Below are 16,315 nucleotides of genomic sequence, written 5' to 3'. Positions count from 1 at the left end.
TCCGTCCCACGCCCGCGCCCGACGTGGTGCGCTGGTGGCGACGCTGACGGCCGGCGCCCTCCTGCTGAGTGGCTGTTCGGACGTGGCGGCGCGTTTCGGCTTCCCCGAGCCACGTTCTGAGCAGGGGGAGCACAACCTCGCCCTGTGGCAGGGCGCCTGGATCGCCGCGTTGCTGACCGGCATCCTGACCTGGGGGCTGATCTTCTGGGCGATCTGGCGCTACCGGCGCCGCAGTGACGCCGACGTCCCGGTCCAGACGCGTTACAACCTGCCGCTGGAGATCTTCTACACGATCGCCCCGGTCCTGATGGTGATCGTGTTCTTCGACCACACGGTCAAGGTCCAGAACGAGATGCTCGACAACGGCGAGCCGACCAACGTGATCGAGGTGACCGGCCAGCAGTGGCAGTGGACCTTCAACCACGGCATCGGTGAGCCCGACCTGAGCGCGGACGACAACCTCGTCGACGACAAGTACGCCTACGACAGGTACGGCTACGTCATCGGCACCGGTTCGCACATCCCGACGCTGGTCCTCCCCGAGAAGACCACCACGCGGTTCAACCTGCGCTCCGCGGACGTCATCCACAACTTCGGGGTCCCGGACTTCGGCATGCGGATGGACGTGGTCCCGGGTCGGGTGAACCACTACTCGATCACCACGAAGGAGGCCACGGCCACCTTCGACGCGGGCGCGGAGGACCTCATCGAGGGCAAGACCTTCCGTGGTGCCTGCTATGAGCTCTGCGGCGTCTACCACGCCCGGATGATCTTCAAGGTCGCGGTTCTCTCCGAGAGCGACTACAAGTCCTACGTCGACACGCTGGCGCAGAAGGGCTTCGAGTCCGAGCGCCCGCTGCTCGGTGGTGGCAAGTCCACCCGCCAGGCCGACGCCACCGCCACCCAGAACGAGGAGGAGGGCGAGTGACCGCCACCGCTTCGCCCCCGGTCGCCGGGGCCCGCAAGCCGCTGGGCAAGCACGTCTACCAGCTGCTGACCACGACCGATCACAAGCTGATCGGCAAGATGTACCTGGTCACGTCGTTCGTCTGGTTCATCATCGGCGGCCTGATGGCCCTGCTGATGCGCTCCGAGCTGGCGTTCCCCGGACAGCAGGTCGTCAACGACGAGCTGTTCAACCAGCTCTTCACGATGCACGGCACGATCATGCTGCTGCTCTTCGCGACCCCGCTGTTCTTCGGGTTCTCCAACGTGATCATGCCGCTGCAGATCGGCGCGCCCGACGTCGCCTTCCCGCGGCTGAACATGTTCAGCTACTGGCTCTACCTCATCGGTGGTCTGATCGCGGCCAGCGGCTTCTTCACCCCGACCGGCGCCGCCGACTTCGGCTGGTTCGCCTATACGCCGCTCTCCAGCGCCCAGTACTCGCCGGGCGTCGGTGGTGACCTGTGGATCATGGGTCTCTACATGGCCGGTCTGGGCACGATCCTCGGTGCGGTCAACTTCATCACCACGATCATCTGCATGCGCGCGCCGGGCATGACCATGTTCCGGATGTCGATCTTCACCTGGAACACTCTGATCACCTCGCTGCTGGTGCTGATCGCGTTCCCGATCCTCGCCGCCGCGCTGCTGATGCTCGAGTCCGACCGCCAGTTCGGCTCCCACGTCTTCGACGCCGCCCACGGTGGCCCGATCCTGTGGCAGCACCTGTTCTGGTTCTTCGGCCACCCCGAGGTCTACATCATCGCGCTGCCGTTCTTCGGCATCATCTCCGAGATCCTCCCGGTCTTCAGCCGCAAGCCGATCTTCGGCTACGTCGGCCTGGTCGCCGCGACCCTCGGTATCGCGATCCTCTCGGTCGCCGTGTGGGCCCACCACATGTTCGTCACCGGCGCGGTGAACCTGCCGTTCTTCTCCGGCATGACGTTCCTGATCGCGGTGCCGACAGGTGTGAAGTTCTTCAACTGGATCGGCACGATGTGGGGCGGATCAGTCAGCTTCGACACGCCCATGCTGTGGTCGATCGGCTTCCTGACGACCTTCCTCTTCGGTGGTCTGACCGGCATCATCCTGGCGAGCCCGCCGCTCGACTTCCAGGTCTCCGACTCCTACTTCGTGGTCGCGCACTTCCACTACGTGGTCTTCGGGACCGTCGTGTTCGCGATGTTCGCCGGCTTCTACTTCTGGTGGCCGAAGATGACCGGACGGATGCTCGACGAGCGTCTGGGCAAGGTCCACTTCTGGCTGCTGTTCGTCGGCTTCCACGCGACCTTCCTGGTCCAGCACTGGCTGGGTGTCCAGGGCATGCAGCGGCGTATCGCCGACTACCTGCCCAGCGACGGCTTCACCTTCCTCAACCAGTTCTCCACGGTGGGCGCGTTCCTGCTGAGCCTGTCGATGCTGCCCTTCTTCTACAACCTCTACGTCTCCGCCAAGGCCCCCAAGGTCGAGGTGGACGACCCGTGGGGTTGGGGCCGCTCGCTGGAGTGGGCGACCGCCAGCCCGGCGCCGCGCCACAACTTCACCTCCATCCCGAAGATCCGCTCGGAGTCCCCGGCCTTCGACCTCCACCACCCGGAGATCGCCGCGCTGGAGCAGGACGACGAGGATCTCGTCTCGACCAGCTCCACCAAGGAGGACTGACCTCGATGAAGTCTGAAGCCTGGATCTTCGTGGTCTGCAGTGTCTTCATGTGGCTGGTCACGCCGGCCTACTGGTTCGTCACTGCGGCCTCCTCGGAGGGCGGTGACTGGACCGGCACCTCGGCGCTGGTGATGTGCACGCTGCTGTTCACCATGATCACCATCTACCTCGGCTTCCACGCCTGGAAGATGGACCCGCGTCCGGAGGACCGCGCCGACGGCGACATCGCCGAGGGCGCTGGTGAGTACGGCTTCTTCCCGCCGTTCTCCTGGTGGCCGCTGTGGGCCGCGCTCACCTTCGGTCTCGTGGTCCTCTCCGTCGCGATGGCGGCCTGGTGGCTGCTCATCATCGCCGCCGTGCTCGGCATGCTCTCCACCGCCGGTTGGAACTTCGAGTACTACCGAGGCGAGTTCAAGCACTGAGAGATGAACGTCTGCGGGGTTCGATCCGACGAGGATCGAGCCCCGCAGTTCGTTCTTGGGCAGGTCTTGGGATGCCCGGTAGGGTTAACGCGCCCGCGCCCGGTTCGGGGGCGCCGGGTCACAACGCCAGGTCTGGAGCAACTTCACAGTGTCAACGCAGTCACCGTTTCACCGCCCGTCCCTGCTCGCCCGCCGTGGGGTGCTGTTGACCACCACCGCGGCGGTGCTCACCCCCGTCCTGACCGCGTGCGGTGCCGGCGGCTCGGACTCGAAAGAGCCCAAGAAGCCCGCCGAGCCGAAGGTGCAGATCACGCCCAACATCGAGGACCAGGCCACCGGCGTCTCGGTCGACAAGGTCGTCAAGGTCGACGTGGCCAAGGGCCGGCTCGACGAGGTGATGCTGACCGGCGCCAAGGGCACCAAGGTGCGCGGCACGATGACCGAGGACGGGCTCAGCTGGAGCGCCGGTGACGTGCTCGAGCCGACCGCCTCCTACACCCTCTCGGTGACCGCCACCGGCGACGACGGGCTGGAGAAGAAGCTCCAGACGACCTTCTCCACCGAGGACCTCGGCCTCGACCGTCAGACCTACCCCTCGATCGCGCCGCTCGACGGGGAGACCGTCGGCGTCGGGATGCCGATCATCGTGACGTACGACCTGCCGGTGAAGAACAAGGCCGCCTTCGAGAAGAAGATGATCGTCGAGTCGACCCCGAAGCAGGAGGGCTCGTGGTACTGGGTGAGCGACAAGGAGGTCCACTACCGTCCGCGCACCTACTGGCAGGCCAACTCCACGGTCAACGTGAAGCTCAAGATCAACTCCGTCCCCGCCGGCGGCGGCATCTACGGCCAGAAGAACCGCGAGATCACCTTCAAGACCGGTGACGCCCACATCTACCGGGCCAACGCGCAGACCCACCAGATGGAGGTCTTCAAGAACGGCCAGAAGATCAAGACCATCCCGATCACGACCGGCAAGGAAGGGTTCATCACCCGCAGCGGTGTGAAGGTCATCATCGAGAAGTTCAAGCGCAAGACGATGAACTCCGAGACCATCGGGATCAACGAGGGCGACCGGGAGTACTACAACATGGAGGGCGTGAAGTGGGCGATGCGCCTGACGTTCTCCGGTGAGTTCATCCACGGTGCCCCGTGGTCGGTGGCGCAGCAGGGCAAGGCCAACGTCTCCCACGGCTGCACCGGCATGAGCGACGAGAACGCGAAGTTCCTCTACGACATGACCCGCCGCGGCGACGTCGTCGAGACCGTCGGCACCAACCGCTCGATGACGTTCAGCAACGGCTGGGGCGACTGGAACACCTCCTACGACGAATACCGGGCGGGGTCTGCCCTCGCCTGATCGCCCGGCGCGTCGGTCCCGGCCTGAGGCTCCGGGACCATCTGTCTCGATATTCTGCAGTGCAGGAAATGACGTGAGACAACATGCGGTTGCTGCTTGCGTAAAGAAGCGGCTTTACCTACGTTCCACCTAACACGTAATCGCGTTTCGTAGGGCTGACCCCGCCGGCCCGCGTCTGAAAGGTGGCCTCGTTGCCTCGGCCGGTGCTGGTGCTCGACCTGGACGGCACGGTGTGTCTCGGAGACACGCCCGTGCTCCTCTACGCGGAGAGGGTGGCGGCCTTCACCGCTGCCCCTGAGACGCTCCTGGAGGCGACCAGAGCCTTCCTGGGGCGACGGATGCCCGAGAGCATCCCCAAGACGCTCACAGGCGCTCAGGACGGCTACGAGGCCGTCAAGATCCTGGGCCTCTCGGCCGGGGTGACCGAGGAGCAGCTCAGCGCCGCGTACCTCTCGAGCAGAGCGGCGATGAGCGAGCAGCCGGGCGACGTCCATGCGCCGGAGGGACTCGTCGACCTGCTCGCCGGGATCGACGCCCACCGCGTGGTCCTCACCAACTCGCCGGGCGCGGGACTCGACCGGGTGCTGGCGCACCTCGGCGTGGCCGGCGTCATCGACGAGCTGGTCTCCGACGCCCTCAAGCCGAGCCGGATGACCGCTCACCTGGACGGCTTCCTCCGGGTCGCGGGCGCGGCCGGTACGCCGGAGTGGCTGATGTCGGTCGGCGACATCTGGCGCAATGACCTGGCTCCCGCGGTTGAGCGTGGTTGTGTTGCTGCATATGTTGACGTCTTCGACCGCCGCCAGGGGCCGGCACACGTTCGGGCGGGATCGTTCGTCGATCTCTACCCCGCTGTCGCGGACTGGTCGAGCGATCCGGCATCCTTCATCGCAGCTCACCCCCTCAAGGAGTCTGTCCAATGCTGAGAACCCCCCGGACCCGGTTGACGGCGGTCGGCGCCGCCGCCTCGCTCGCGCTCGCGCTCGCTGCCTGTGGAGGTGAGGAGAGCGCGGGACCCACGGCGGATCCCGAGGAGATCGTGCTGTCCCTGGTGCCCTCCGGGGACGTCGACTCGATCACCGAGAGCGCCAAGGGACTGGAGTCGTTCCTCAGCAAGCGGATCGGGATCCCCGTACGCGCCGAGGTGACCGAGAGCTATGCGGCCGCGATCGTGGCGATGAAGTCCGAGCAGGCCCAGGTCGCGATGCTCGGCCCGATCGGCGTCGTGCAGGCCGAGGACCAGGCCGGCGCGGTGCCGATCCTGCAGTCGGTGCGCTACGGCTCCGGCACCTACCACACCCAGTGGTTCACCAACGACCCCGAGACCTACTGCACCGACGAGGTGAAGGTCGTCGAGGGCCTGAAGTACTGCAACGGCACCGACGCCGCCGAGACCGGACCCGCCGGTGAGAACGCGATCGCCAAGATCAAGCCCGGCACCTCGATCGCCTTCGTCGACCAGGGCTCGGCCTCGGGCTACTACTACCCGGCCACCCAGTGGGGACAGGTCTCCGGCGGCGACGCGCTGGTCGACCTCGACGCGCAGTTCGCCGGCGACCACGACGCCGCGGTGCTGTCGGTCGCACGCGGCGACTACCCGATCGGGGTCAGCTTCGACGACGCCCGCGAGGAGGTCGCGGCCGACGAGCCGAAGGTCGCCTCCCAGGTCGTGGTCTTCGCCTACTCCAACGAGATCCCCAACGACGGCATCGTCGTCGCCGGCGGGATCTCCAAGGAGCTGCGTACGAAGATCACCGACGCGTTCACCGCGATGGCGAAGGACCCCAAGGGGATCAAGACGCTGCACGCGGTCTATGAGATCGAGGGCCTGGAAAAGGTCGACACGGCCGCGCTGAAGAAGGCGAAGTCGGTGGAGGAGAAGTTCGGCGAATGAGCGGCTCGGCTCCCGGGGGCGGAAACAGCATCGTCTTCGACGGTGTCTCGGTGGTCTATCCCAACGGCACCCGCGGTCTGGATCAGGTCTCCCTGACCATCCCCGCAGGGGAGTTCGTCGTGGTGGTCGGCCTCTCCGGCGCCGGGAAGTCGACGCTCATCCGCACGATCAACGGCCTCGTGCCGGTCACCGCCGGCACCCTCTCCGTCGGCGACACCGACGTCGCCTCGGCCCGCGGGCGCCGGCTGCGCCGCCTGCGCGCCGAGATCGGGATGATCTTCCAGGGCTTCAACCTGGTCTCTCGCCGATCGGTGATGGGCAACGTGCTCACCGGCCGGCTCCACGACCAGCCCTGGTTCCGCTCCCTGCTCGGGATCGACACCAAGGAGGACAAGGAGATCGCCTTCCAGGCGCTGGAGCGCGTCGGGATCGTCGAGAAGGCCTGGGTACGCGCCTCCGAGCTCTCCGGCGGTCAGCAGCAGCGGGTCGCCATCGCCCGGGCGCTCGCGCAGCAGCCGTCGGTGGTCCTCGCCGACGAGCCGGTGGCCTCCCTGGACCCGCCCACCGCCAATCTGGTGATGCGGGACCTGCAACGGATCAACCGCGATCTGGGTATCACCACCGTGGTCAATCTGCACTTCCTCGATCTCGCCCGGCGCTACGCCGACCGGATCATCGGCATGCGCGCGGGCGAGGTGGTCTTCGACGGCCCCGCGGCCGAGGCCGACGACGCCGTCTTCGAGAAGATCTACGGCCGCTCGCTGACCGCCGAGGACGTCACTGCATGAGCCAGGCCACCATCGAGCGGGCCGACGGCGGGCCCGCGCCCGTACGGCCGGTGAAGCCGCCCCCGAGCCCGCTGCTCATCGGCGGCGTCGCCGGTGCGCTCGTGGCGACCGTCGTGGCGGGGTGGGCCATCGACTTCTCGCTCGCTCCGGTCGTGGACCAGTGGCCCATGCTGACGATGATCCTCGAGGAGGTGGTCCACCCCGAGTGGGAGGAGATCACCGATCCGGCCTCGAGGCTGTGGACCGCGCTCGCCGAGACCGCCGCCATCGCGGTCATCGCCACCTTCGTGGGCTCGCTGATCGCCCTCGGTGTGGCGCTGCTGGGCTCGAAGGTCAGCGCGCCGCCCGCGGTCTACCGGGTCACCAGGCCGGTGATGTCGGTGATCCGGTCGCTGCCCGACATGGCCTACGCCCTGATCTTCGTCGCCGTCGTCACCGGGCCGCTGCCCGGCATCCTGGCGCTGACGATCTTCAACATCGGCATCGTCGCCAAGCTGACCTCCGAGAGCATCGACGCCGTCGACCCCGGTCCCCTCGAGGCGCTCGACGCCGCCGGCGCCACCCGCTGGCAGCGCGCCCGCGTGGCGATCGTGCCGCAGGTGCTGCCCAACTACGCCTCGTACGTCCTCTACGTCTTCGAGCTCAACGTCCGCGCCTCGGTGGTGCTGGGCGCGGTCGGCGCCGGCGGCATCGGCCAGCTGATCATGCTCTACTTCAACCGCGCCGACTATCCGCGGCTCGCCTCGGTCGTGATCGTCATCTTCGCGGTGGTCATCGCGATCGACCTGCTCTCCCAGCGGCTGCGCCGGAGGCTGGTATGAGCCCCGACACCGCGACGCGGCCGAAGCCGCCGCCGAAGTGGCCCTACACCGTCGTGGGCCTGGCTCTGGTCGCCATCGTGCTCGTGGCCGGCTGGTCGCTGGACAACGCGAAGTGGGAGCGGCTGCCGCAGTTCCCCGCGGAGATCCTGCAGTACGCCGGCCAGATGCTCGAGGGCGTGCTCACCCGGCCCGGGGCGCACCCCGAGGGCCAGGCGGACCCCGAGCTCACCTACGGCGACTGGTGGCTGCAGGCGCTGCGGCTGATGGGGGAGTCGGTCGCGCTGGCCTGGATCGGCACCTGCGTCGGCGCCCTGTTCTCCTTCCCGCTGGCGTTCCTGGCCGCCTCCAACACCGCGCCGTGGTTCCTGCGGGTGCCGGTGCGCACCTTCTTCAACGCGATCCGCGCCGTGCCGGAGATCCTGCTCGCGGTGATCGTGATGCTGCCGCTGTTCGGCCTCAACCCGATGGCCGGCGCGATGGCGATCGGCATCCACTCGATCGGCTCGCTCGGCAAGCTGACCCTGGAGAACATCGAGTCGGTCGACCAGCGACCGGTCGAGGCCGTCACCGCGGCCGGAGCCTCGTGGTGGCAGCGCATACGCACTGCGGTGATCCCGCAGATGCTTCCGGAGACGGTGGCGTTCTGGCTCTACCGCTTCGAAGTGAACATCAGGGCAAGCGCGATCCTCGGCGTGGTGAGCGCCGGTGGAATTGGGGCCCTTCTGAATCGTGTCCTTAGAGGGCGAGAGTGGGAGTGGGGTGGAATCATGCTTGTTGTGATCATCATTGTGACGATCCTGGTCGACCAGATCTCAGCTGCGCTGCGTCACCGGATCCTGCACGGCGCGGACACCATCGCGGTGGCAGCATGACCAGCGCGCCAGTTCTGCCAGCCATCAGGGCCGCGATGCCGCGGCTGAACCCTTCCGAGCGTGCGGTCGCCGAGGTCGTGCTGACCCGCTCGGAGTGGGCCATCGAGGCAACCACCGCCGAGATCGCCGCCGAGGCCTCCGTCTCGACCGCGACCGTGGTCAGAGCCGCCCAGCGACTCGGGTTCCGCGGCTTCCCGCACCTCAAGGTGCTGCTCGCCCGTGACCTCGGCTCGGCGAAGACGGAGACCGCCGAGGGCGGCAGCCCGCTGACCGTGGTGCGCTCGTTCTTCGCCGACATCGCCGACTCCGCCTCCGACATGGTCGGTCTCCTCTCCGAGGACCAGGTCACCCGTGCGGTGGAGCTGCTCGCCGAGGCCCGCTCCATCCTGGTCTCCGGCACCGGCGTCTCCTCGCCGGTGGCCAAGGACATCGCGATGCGTCTTGCCTCCCAGGGGCTCAGCACCGTCGCGCCGGGCGACCACCTCGACCAGCTCATCCGGGCCCGTCTGCTGCAGCCGGGCGACGTCTGCATCGTCGTCTCCGGCACCGGCGCCACCGCGCCGACCATCCAGGTCGCCCAGGCGGCCGTCGCCGGGGGAGCGGCCGTGATCGCGCTGACCTCTTTCACCGGCACCCAGCTGACCAAGTTGGCCGAGGTCGAGCTGGTCACCCCGCAGGGCGGCCGGGCAGGTTTCCGGCAGGAGCTCGACTCGATCATCCGGATCCCGCAGCTCATCCTCGGCAACGCGCTCGTGGCCGCGCTGGCGGCCCGCGACCCCGAGGCGTCGGCCAACGTACGCGCCCGGGTGCTCGAGGTCGTCGGCGGCGAGCTCGACCCACAAGGCTGACCGCCAGTCGGCGCATCTGCCCCGAAGATCGACGTCGAGTCGGCGCATCTGCCTCAGCGGTGGACGCCGACTCGGCGCGTTTGCCCCAGGATCACGCGCCGAGTCGGCGTGGTGGGGTGGGGCACTTGCGCCGACTCGGCGGGGAGGGTCAGAGGTAGGCGGCGAGGAGGTCGGCTTCGGCGCGGAGCTGGGTGGCCTTCTCAGCGGCTCCGTGGGAGTCCAGGGCTGTTGCGGCGGCGAGGCGCTCGGTCTGCTCGCCGGAGATGACGGCGCGTACGTCGTCGTCGGTGAGGTCGCGTCGAGCGGCCTCGGTGGCTCCTACGCCGCTCGCCGCGCCGGCGATCGGGCCGTCTGCTGAGAGGCCCTCCTCGGCGACCGGCAGGGCCTCTGCGTTGGCGATCGCGGACAGTGTCGAGCGGAGCACGGAGGTCGCGGTGGTGTCGCGCGCCTTGCGGGCAGCGAGGAGGTCGGCCCGGAGCCGCGCCTGGAGGTCGGTCATGTGCGGGACCCTAGGTCGCCGCCGTCCCGGTGGGCAACGGGGTTTCGAGGCCCCACAACGCACGTGGCGCCGTTCCCCGAAGGGAACGGCGCCACGGTGGCGTACGGCTTCTGCTACTTGCTCAGAGGCTCCTCGATCGCCGAGTGACGGTGATCGTCGAAGTCGTGGCCGTCGACCTGGTGACCCTCGTGGGCGGCCAGCTCGTGAGCCTCGTGCTCGGCGTGGTGGTGTGCCGCGCTGAGCTCCTCGGCGGTCGGCTTGTCGACGTCGTGGTCGTAGTAGAAGGCACGGAGCTTGGCGCGGAAGGTCGGCTTGCCGTTCTTCTTCAGCTCCGGCTCGTCGCCGGCCCGGCCGCGGTCGCGGACGGTCATGGCGAAGGCCTCGCCCTCGGGAAGCGGGAGGTGCTTCTCGTGGTAGGCGCCCTCCGGCGTACGGATGACCGTGCCGGTCTCGTAGCCGTGCAGCAGCTTCTCGTTGTCGTGACGCTGCAGCGAGATGCACCAACGACGCGTGATGATGAACGCCGCGATCGGACCCAGGAACACGAACGCCCGCAGGAAGTAGGTGATCTGGTTGATCGAGAGGTCGAACTTGATCGCGATGATGTCGTTGCCGCCGGCGGCCCAGAACGCTGCGTAGAAGACCATCAGGGCGACGAAGGTCGCGGTGCGGGTCGGAGCGTTGCGCGGGCGCTGGAGCAGGTGGTGCTCACGCTTGTCGCCGGTGATCCAGGCCTCGATGAACGGCAGCAGGAGCACGACCATCCAGGCAGCCATCGGCAGCACGATGACCGGGAAGAAGATGTTCCACGACCAGGTCGAGCCCCAGAAGTGCGACTCCCAGCCCGGCATGATGCGCAGCGCGCCATCAGGCCAGCCCATGTACCAGTCAGGCTGCGAGCCCGCGGTGACCTTCGTCGGGTCGTAGGGGCCGTACTTCCACACCGGGTTGAGCGAGAAGAGGGCACCGAGCAGGGCGGTCACACCGAAGGTGATGAAGAAGAAGCCGGTCATCTTGGAGATGTAGTTCGGCACCATCGGGTAGCCGACGACGTTCTTCTCGGTGCGGCCGGGTCCAGGCCACTGGGTGTGCTTGTGGTAGATCAGCAGGATCAGGTGGGCACCGATCAGCGCCAGCAGCAGCGCCGGGATCAGCAGCACGTGGATCGTGAACAGACGCGGGATGATGTCGTCGCCCGGGAACTCGCCTCCGAAGAGGAAGAACGAGATGTACGTCCCGACGATGGGGATCGCCATCATGAACCCGTCCGCGGCCCGGATGCCGGTGCCGGAGAGCAGGTCGTCGGGGAGCGAGTAGCCGGTGAAGCCCTCGAGCGTGCCGAGGAGCAGCAGCGTCGCGCCGATGACCCAGTTGATCTCACGCGGCTTGCGGTGCGCGCCGGTGAAGAAGACGCGCATCATGTGGATCATCATCGACGCGATGAACAGCGACGCGGCCCAGTGGTGGACCTGGCGCAGCAGCAGACCGCCGCGTACGTCGAAGGAGATGTCCAGCGTCGAGGCCATCGCCTCGGACATGTCGATGCCGCGCAGCGGCGCGTAGGAGCCCTGGTAGGTGATCTCAGCCATCGACGGCTTGAACCACAGGGTCAGGAAGACGCCGGTGACCAGCAGGACCACGAAGCTCCACAGCGCGATCTCACCCAGCATGAAGGACCAGTGGTCGGGGAAGATCTTGCGGGAGAGGAACTTGCTCAGGCCGCCGACGCCGAGACGCTCGTCGGCCCAGTTGGCCGCAGCGCCGGCCTTGGTCGGTTTGCCTGCCGGGGCAGCGGCGTCGGTGCCGTTGCTGGCGGCAACCTTGGACGTGTCGGTGCTCACTGGCCGCCCTCCTTGTAGCCGTACTGCTCAGCATCGGCGGCGTGGTCCTTGGACCACTCGTCGAAGATCTCGTCGATGTCGTAGGTGTTGCGCTCCCAGTAGCTGACGCCCACAGGCTCAGGGTAGTCCGAGAGAGCAACGAGGAAGCCGTCGGAGTCGACGCCCAGGGGCAGCTGCGGAAGGTGACGGCCGGCCGGACCGAAGATGACCTTGCCGTGGTCGGCGAGGTCGAAGGTCGACTGGTGGCACGGGCACAGCAGGTGGTGGGTGGTGCGCTCGTTCAGCGAGATCGGGCAGCCGACGTGGGTGCAGATCTTGGAGTAGGCCACGATGCCGTTGACCGACCAGTTGCGGGTCACGTCGTTCTCGATGTCGTTGGGGTCCATCCGCAGCAGGATGGTGGCCGCCTTCGACTTGGCGATCTGCAGCGGCGCACCGTGCAGGCTGCCGTCGAAGATCGTCGCCGGCTCGGCGTTGACCAGGTCACCGACCTCCAGGTCGCCCGGGCGGATCGGCGTGCCGACCACGTCGCGCACGACACGGACGCCGGCGTCCCAGACCGTGTGCTCGAGACCGGCACCGGGGTAGGGCTGCTCCTTGGTGATCTGGGCGTTGGTCTGGCCCAGGTCCTTGAGCATGACGATGGCGGGCAGACCGAGCAGGGCGGCCGAGCCGAGCATCGCGTTGCGCAGGAACGGGCGACGCGCCAGCCCGGACTCGTTCAGAGCCGCCTTCAGCTCTGCGACCGCGGCCTCGCGGGTGGCGGGGGAGGAGGCAGCCGGGTGGCGCTCCTCGGTGTGCTCCACGTCGACCACGAGCTTGCGGGCCCACTGGATGACGCCGATGCCGAGGAAGAGCAGGGCGAAGCCGAGGGTCAGGCCGAGGGTCAGGTTGGAGGCGCCGTAGCCGGCCCAGACGTCACCGTCGTAGCCGGGCTCCACGAGGAAGTAGGCCACCACGAAGAGCACCGAGGAGATCGCGGAGAGACCGAAGTAGAGGGCCACCTGGCGCTCGGCGCGCTTCTCTGCCTTGGGGTCGACGTCGGTAGGACGCCAGTGATGCTCGTGCAGGCCCGGGTCGGGCAGCAACGCGTCGGTGTGCGCGTTGAGCTCTGGGTGCGAGTCGTCGTGCTTCTCGATCTCGCTGAGGTCGCTGCTCACTTGGCAGATCCCTTCTTGGTCTGGTTGGTGCGCGTGGTGTGCGCGGCGATCCAGGTGGCGAAGGCCACCAGGATGCCGAGGCCGATGACCCAGGCGACGATGCCCTCGGTCACCGGACCGAGCGCGCCGTTGTTGAAGCCGCCGTAGTCGGGCTGCTCCTTCATCGACTCGACGTAGGAGATGACCGCCTTCTTCTCCTCCGGGCTGATGTTGCCGTCGGAGAAGGTGTCCATCGACTGCGGACCGGTCAGCATCGCCTCGTAGATGTGCTTCGGGTCGGTGTTGAGGATGCTGGGCGCCTCGCCGCCTCGCGGCATGGCGCCGCCGGCGCCGGTGAAGTTGTGGCAGGCGGTGCAGTTGGTCAGGAAGATCTGGCCACCGAGGGCGACCGCCTCCTCCTTCTCCTTCTCGGAGCCGTAGGACTCGGGGTCGTACTGCTCCTTGTCCGGGACCGCCGGGCCAGGACCGAGACTGGCCACGTAGGCGGCCATCGCGTCGATCTCGTCCTGGTTGAAGCTCGGCTCCTTCACCTCGACCTGGGCGCCGGGCTGGGCCATCGGCATCCGGCCGGTGCCGACCTGGAAGTCGACGGAGGCGGCACCGACACCGATCAACGACGGGCCGAAGAGCTTGCCGTTCTGGGTGGTGATGCCCTCACCGTTGGAGCCGTGGCAGGTGGAGCAGTTGATCATGAAGAGCTCTTTGCCCTCGGCGACGAGAGCAGCGTTGTCCTTCTCGGTCTCGGCCTGGGAGGCCGGGGAGAAGGCGGCGTAGAGCCCACCGGTGCTCAGCAGGGCGACCAGGAGCACGGCGGCACCGGCCAACGGGCGGCGACGGTGCCGCGACAGTCGACCGACGGAGCGGTTCAGTAGACGCACATTCAGTCCTTGGTCACTTGAGGAGGTAGATGGTCGCGAACAGGCCGATCCACACCACGTCGACGAAGTGCCAGTAGTAGGACACGACGATCGCGGAGACGGCCTGCTCGTGGGTGAATCGCTTGGCCACGTACGTCCGGCCGAGCACGAACAGGAAGGCGATCAGACCGCCGGTGACGTGCAGACCGTGGAAGCCCGTCGTCAGGTAGAAGACCGAGCCGTAGGGGTCGTCGGCGCCGGTGATGCCGCGGTTGAGCGCGATGCCCTCCTGCACCAGGGCCGCGTACTCCGTCGCCTGGCCGGCGATGAAGACCGCGCCCATGAGGTAGGTGAGGATGAACCACTCACGCAGACCCCACAGGTGGACCGCGAGCAGGGAGCCCTTCCGGCCGACCTGGCCCTTCTCGGCGGCGAAGACGCCGAACTGGCAGGTGAACGACGACAGCACGAGGATGGTCGTGTTCACCGCCGCGAACGGGATGTTGAGGCCATCGGTGTTGGCCTGCCACACCTCCGGACTCACCGCCCGGATGGTGAAGTACGCCGCGAACAGCGCAGCGAAGAACATCAGCTCGCTCGCGAGCCAGATGATCGTCCCGACGCTGACCATGCTCGGGCGGTCGTGATGCCCGTGCAGCCGGGCTGTTGGAAGAGTCGATACTGTCGCCACGCCCGCCATTATGTCCTGCCCCTTTCCCAGAGTCTCTTCGGGACCCTGTGTGTCGTGTCTGAGGGTGGTCTCACACACCTAGGACACCGCTCAGACCCGCTGTGTGACATCTGGTCCTGGACCCTGGTGATGGCGCTAGCATCGGGGTGTGACCGACACCACCTCGAAATCTCTGAAGATCCTCGTCTACAGCGACGACGTCGACGTACGCAAGCAGGTGATCCTGGCTCTGGGGCGCCGTCCGCACCCCTCTCTGCCGGAGGTCGAGTACGTCGAGGTGGCGACCGAGCCGGCCGTGCGCAAGCAGCTCGACGCCGGCGGGATCGCGCTCGCGCTGCTCGACGGCGAGGCCGCTCCGGCCGGTGGGCTGGGCATCGCCAAGGCCGTCAAGGACGAGGTGGCCGACGCTCCGCCGATCGTGGTCCTCATCGCCCGGCCGCAGGACGCCTGGCTCGCGACCTGGTCGCGTGCGGAAGCGACGGTGCCGCATCCGATCGACCCGTTCGAGCTGGCCCGGACGGTCGTGGGACTGCTGCAGCCCGTTAACGTTGGCGCATGACATCCGCCCCCAACTCCTGGCCTGAGGTCCTCACCACGCTGGTCGCGAGACGGCCGTTGTCCGCGCACCAGGCGGCATGGGCGATGGGGGAGATCCTCTCGGGCGAGGCCACGCCCGCTCAGGTCGCCGCCTTCGCGGTCGCGCTGCGCGCCAAGGGCGAGACCGTCGACGAGCTCGCCGGGGTGGCCGACGGGATGCTGGCCAAGGCCAACCCGATCTTCGTGCCCGGGCGCGTCCTGGACATCGTCGGCACCGGCGGCGACCGGTCCTTCTCGGTCAACATCTCCACGATGTCGGCGATCGTGGCCGCCGGCGCCGGGGCCAAGATCGTCAAGCACGGCAACCGCTCCGCCTCCTCCAAGTCGGGTTCGGCCGACGTGCTCGAGGCGCTCGGCATCAGGCTCGACCTGGAGATCGAACGCGTCGGCCAGGTGGCCGAAGAGGCCGGCATCACCTTCCTGTTCGCCGCGGCCTTCCACCCCGCTTTCCGGCACACTGCTGTGGCCCGTCGCGAGATCGGCATCGCCACTGTCTTCAACCTGCTCGGTCCGTTGACCAACCCGGCCCGCCCCGCGGCCTCCGCGATCGGCTGCGCCGACCCGGCCGCCGCGCCGGTCATGGCCGGTGTCTTCGCCCGCCGCGGCTCCGACGCCTGGGTCTTCCGCGGCGACGACGGTCTCGACGAGCTCACCACCACCACGACCTCCCACGTCTGGATGGTCTCCCAGGGCACCGTCACCGAGGCCACCGTCGAGCCGCTCGACCACGGCATCGCCCGCGCCACCGCCGAGGACCTGCGCGGCGACGACGCCGCCTACAACGCCTCTGTCGTCCGCCGCCTGCTCGCCGGCGAGAAGGGCGCCGTACGCGACGCCGTCGTCCTCAACGCCGGCGCCGCCCTCGCCGTCCACGACGCTGGCTCCGGCACCGTCGACGAGCGCCTCGCCGGCGGCATCGCGCGCGCCGCCGACGCCATCGACTCCGGTGCGGCCCAGGGCGTCCTGGACCGCTGGATCGAGGCGACCACCCGCTGACCCCCGCCCTCCCCGCGAGTGGGCGAAAATCGGCCGCGAGAGGTCAGAAATCGGCCGCGAGA

Annotated in this window: 17 protein-coding genes; 12 read left to right on the top strand and 5 right to left on the bottom strand. The window is 68.0% G+C overall.

Annotation, left to right across the window (positions count from 1 at the left end; all coding sequences use genetic code 11):
* Window positions 1–34 precede the first annotated feature (34 nt).
* The 10 genes from ctaC to IEY81_RS13980 all read left to right on the top strand — a co-directional run bounded on the left by ctaC (window position 35) and on the right by IEY81_RS13980 (window position 9,612).
* A complete protein-coding gene (gene ctaC, locus IEY81_RS14025; RefSeq protein ID WP_189119098.1) occupies window positions 35–928 on the top strand; it encodes an aa3-type cytochrome oxidase subunit II in 894 nt (297 codons plus the stop codon).
* Window positions 925–2,607, top strand: coding sequence for an aa3-type cytochrome oxidase subunit I (ctaD, locus tag IEY81_RS14020; RefSeq protein ID WP_189119097.1), 1,683 nt, complete (start codon window positions 925–927; stop codon window positions 2,605–2,607). Before ctaC ends, ctaD begins: the two co-directional genes overlap by 4 nt.
* Before the next feature lie 5 nt (window positions 2,608–2,612).
* Window positions 2,613–3,029 (top strand): cytochrome c oxidase subunit 4, encoded by a 417-nt coding sequence (locus IEY81_RS14015; RefSeq protein WP_189119096.1) that lies wholly within the window; start codon window positions 2,613–2,615, stop codon window positions 3,027–3,029.
* 199 nt (window positions 3,030–3,228) lie between these two features.
* Window positions 3,229–4,389 carry a L,D-transpeptidase gene (locus IEY81_RS14010; RefSeq protein ID WP_189119164.1) on the top strand — a complete coding sequence of 387 codons (1,161 nt, stop codon included), beginning with the start codon at window positions 3,229–3,231 and terminating at the stop codon, window positions 4,387–4,389.
* 191 nt (window positions 4,390–4,580) lie between these two features.
* The gene (locus IEY81_RS14005; protein WP_189119095.1) at window positions 4,581–5,315 is read left to right on the top strand and encodes an HAD family hydrolase; all 735 of its coding nucleotides are present in this window, start codon (window positions 4,581–4,583) and stop codon (window positions 5,313–5,315) included.
* Complete coding sequence (gene phnD / locus IEY81_RS14000; protein WP_229787861.1) at window positions 5,309–6,283, top strand: phosphate/phosphite/phosphonate ABC transporter substrate-binding protein; 975 nt, start codon at window positions 5,309–5,311, stop codon at window positions 6,281–6,283. The genes IEY81_RS14005 and phnD overlap by 7 nt, the downstream gene beginning before the upstream one ends.
* A complete protein-coding gene (gene phnC / locus IEY81_RS13995) occupies window positions 6,280–7,071 on the top strand; it encodes a phosphonate ABC transporter ATP-binding protein (protein ID WP_189119094.1) in 792 nt (263 codons plus the stop codon). The genes phnD and phnC overlap by 4 nt, the downstream gene beginning before the upstream one ends.
* Window positions 7,068–7,892, top strand: a complete 825-nt coding sequence (gene phnE / locus IEY81_RS13990) for a phosphonate ABC transporter, permease protein PhnE (protein WP_189119093.1) — start codon at window positions 7,068–7,070, stop codon at window positions 7,890–7,892. Before phnC ends, phnE (IEY81_RS13990) begins: the two co-directional genes overlap by 4 nt.
* Window positions 7,889–8,764 carry a phosphonate ABC transporter, permease protein PhnE gene (gene phnE / locus IEY81_RS13985; RefSeq protein ID WP_189119092.1) on the top strand — a complete coding sequence of 292 codons (876 nt, stop codon included), beginning with the start codon at window positions 7,889–7,891 and terminating at the stop codon, window positions 8,762–8,764. The genes phnE (IEY81_RS13990) and phnE (IEY81_RS13985) overlap by 4 nt, the downstream gene beginning before the upstream one ends.
* Window positions 8,761–9,612, top strand: coding sequence for a MurR/RpiR family transcriptional regulator (locus IEY81_RS13980; RefSeq protein WP_268244499.1), 852 nt, complete (start codon window positions 8,761–8,763; stop codon window positions 9,610–9,612). The genes phnE (IEY81_RS13985) and IEY81_RS13980 overlap by 4 nt, the downstream gene beginning before the upstream one ends.
* A 148-nt stretch (window positions 9,613–9,760) precedes the next feature.
* Here the strand turns inward: IEY81_RS13980 and IEY81_RS13975 are convergent, their stop codons facing one another.
* The 5 genes from IEY81_RS13975 to ctaE all read right to left on the bottom strand — a co-directional run bounded on the left by IEY81_RS13975 (window position 9,761) and on the right by ctaE (window position 14,669).
* Complete coding sequence (locus tag IEY81_RS13975; protein ID WP_189119090.1) at window positions 9,761–10,111, bottom strand: GatB/YqeY domain-containing protein; 351 nt, start codon at window positions 10,109–10,111, stop codon at window positions 9,761–9,763.
* Between the two features lie 113 nt (window positions 10,112–10,224).
* Window positions 10,225–11,952, bottom strand: coding sequence for a cytochrome bc1 complex cytochrome b subunit (qcrB, locus tag IEY81_RS13970; RefSeq protein ID WP_189119089.1), 1,728 nt, complete (start codon window positions 11,950–11,952; stop codon window positions 10,225–10,227).
* Window positions 11,949–13,112, bottom strand: a complete 1,164-nt coding sequence (qcrA, locus tag IEY81_RS13965; protein WP_189119088.1) for a cytochrome bc1 complex Rieske iron-sulfur subunit — start codon at window positions 13,110–13,112, stop codon at window positions 11,949–11,951. The genes qcrB and qcrA overlap by 4 nt, the downstream gene beginning before the upstream one ends.
* The gene (gene qcrC, locus IEY81_RS13960) at window positions 13,109–13,990 is read right to left on the bottom strand and encodes a cytochrome bc1 complex diheme cytochrome c subunit (protein WP_189119087.1); all 882 of its coding nucleotides are present in this window, start codon (window positions 13,988–13,990) and stop codon (window positions 13,109–13,111) included. Before qcrC ends, qcrA begins: the two co-directional genes overlap by 4 nt.
* Window positions 13,991–14,003: 13 nt before the next feature.
* The gene (gene ctaE / locus IEY81_RS13955) at window positions 14,004–14,669 is read right to left on the bottom strand and encodes an aa3-type cytochrome oxidase subunit III (RefSeq protein ID WP_189119086.1); all 666 of its coding nucleotides are present in this window, start codon (window positions 14,667–14,669) and stop codon (window positions 14,004–14,006) included.
* A gap of 139 nt (window positions 14,670–14,808) precedes the next feature.
* On the opposite strand from ctaE, the gene IEY81_RS13950 reads away from it, so the two are divergent.
* Both IEY81_RS13950 and trpD read left to right on the top strand, forming a co-directional pair.
* Complete coding sequence (locus IEY81_RS13950; RefSeq protein ID WP_189119085.1) at window positions 14,809–15,219, top strand: Rv3143 family two-component system response regulator; 411 nt, start codon at window positions 14,809–14,811, stop codon at window positions 15,217–15,219.
* Window positions 15,216–16,253, top strand: coding sequence for an anthranilate phosphoribosyltransferase (trpD, locus tag IEY81_RS13945; protein WP_189119084.1), 1,038 nt, complete (start codon window positions 15,216–15,218; stop codon window positions 16,251–16,253). The genes IEY81_RS13950 and trpD overlap by 4 nt, the downstream gene beginning before the upstream one ends.
* Window positions 16,254–16,315: the final 62 nt, after the last annotated feature.

The organism is Nocardioides luteus (genome assembly GCF_014648595.1).
GTDB lineage: Bacteria > Actinomycetota > Actinomycetes > Propionibacteriales > Nocardioidaceae > Nocardioides > Nocardioides luteus.
Note: the sequence above shows the minus strand (reverse complement) of the source record. Positions and strands in the feature narration are given on the sequence as shown.

Coding starts and splice junctions, on each gene's coding strand:
- IEY81_RS14015 (WP_189119096.1), top strand. CDS start 2,613: ATGAAGTCTGAAGCCTGGATCTTCGTGGTCTGCAGTGTCTTCATGTGG.
- phnD (WP_229787861.1), top strand. CDS start 5,309: ATGCTGAGAACCCCCCGGACCCGGTTGACGGCGGTCGGCGCCGCCGCC.
- phnC (WP_189119094.1), top strand. CDS start 6,280: ATGAGCGGCTCGGCTCCCGGGGGCGGAAACAGCATCGTCTTCGACGGT.
- phnE (WP_189119093.1), top strand. CDS start 7,068: ATGAGCCAGGCCACCATCGAGCGGGCCGACGGCGGGCCCGCGCCCGTA.
- phnE (WP_189119092.1), top strand. CDS start 7,889: ATGAGCCCCGACACCGCGACGCGGCCGAAGCCGCCGCCGAAGTGGCCC.
- IEY81_RS13980 (WP_268244499.1), top strand. CDS start 8,761: ATGACCAGCGCGCCAGTTCTGCCAGCCATCAGGGCCGCGATGCCGCGG.
- IEY81_RS13975 (WP_189119090.1), bottom strand. CDS start 10,111: ATGACCGACCTCCAGGCGCGGCTCCGGGCCGACCTCCTCGCTGCCCGC.
- ctaE (WP_189119086.1), bottom strand. CDS start 14,669: ATGGCGGGCGTGGCGACAGTATCGACTCTTCCAACAGCCCGGCTGCAC.
- trpD (WP_189119084.1), top strand. CDS start 15,216: ATGACATCCGCCCCCAACTCCTGGCCTGAGGTCCTCACCACGCTGGTC.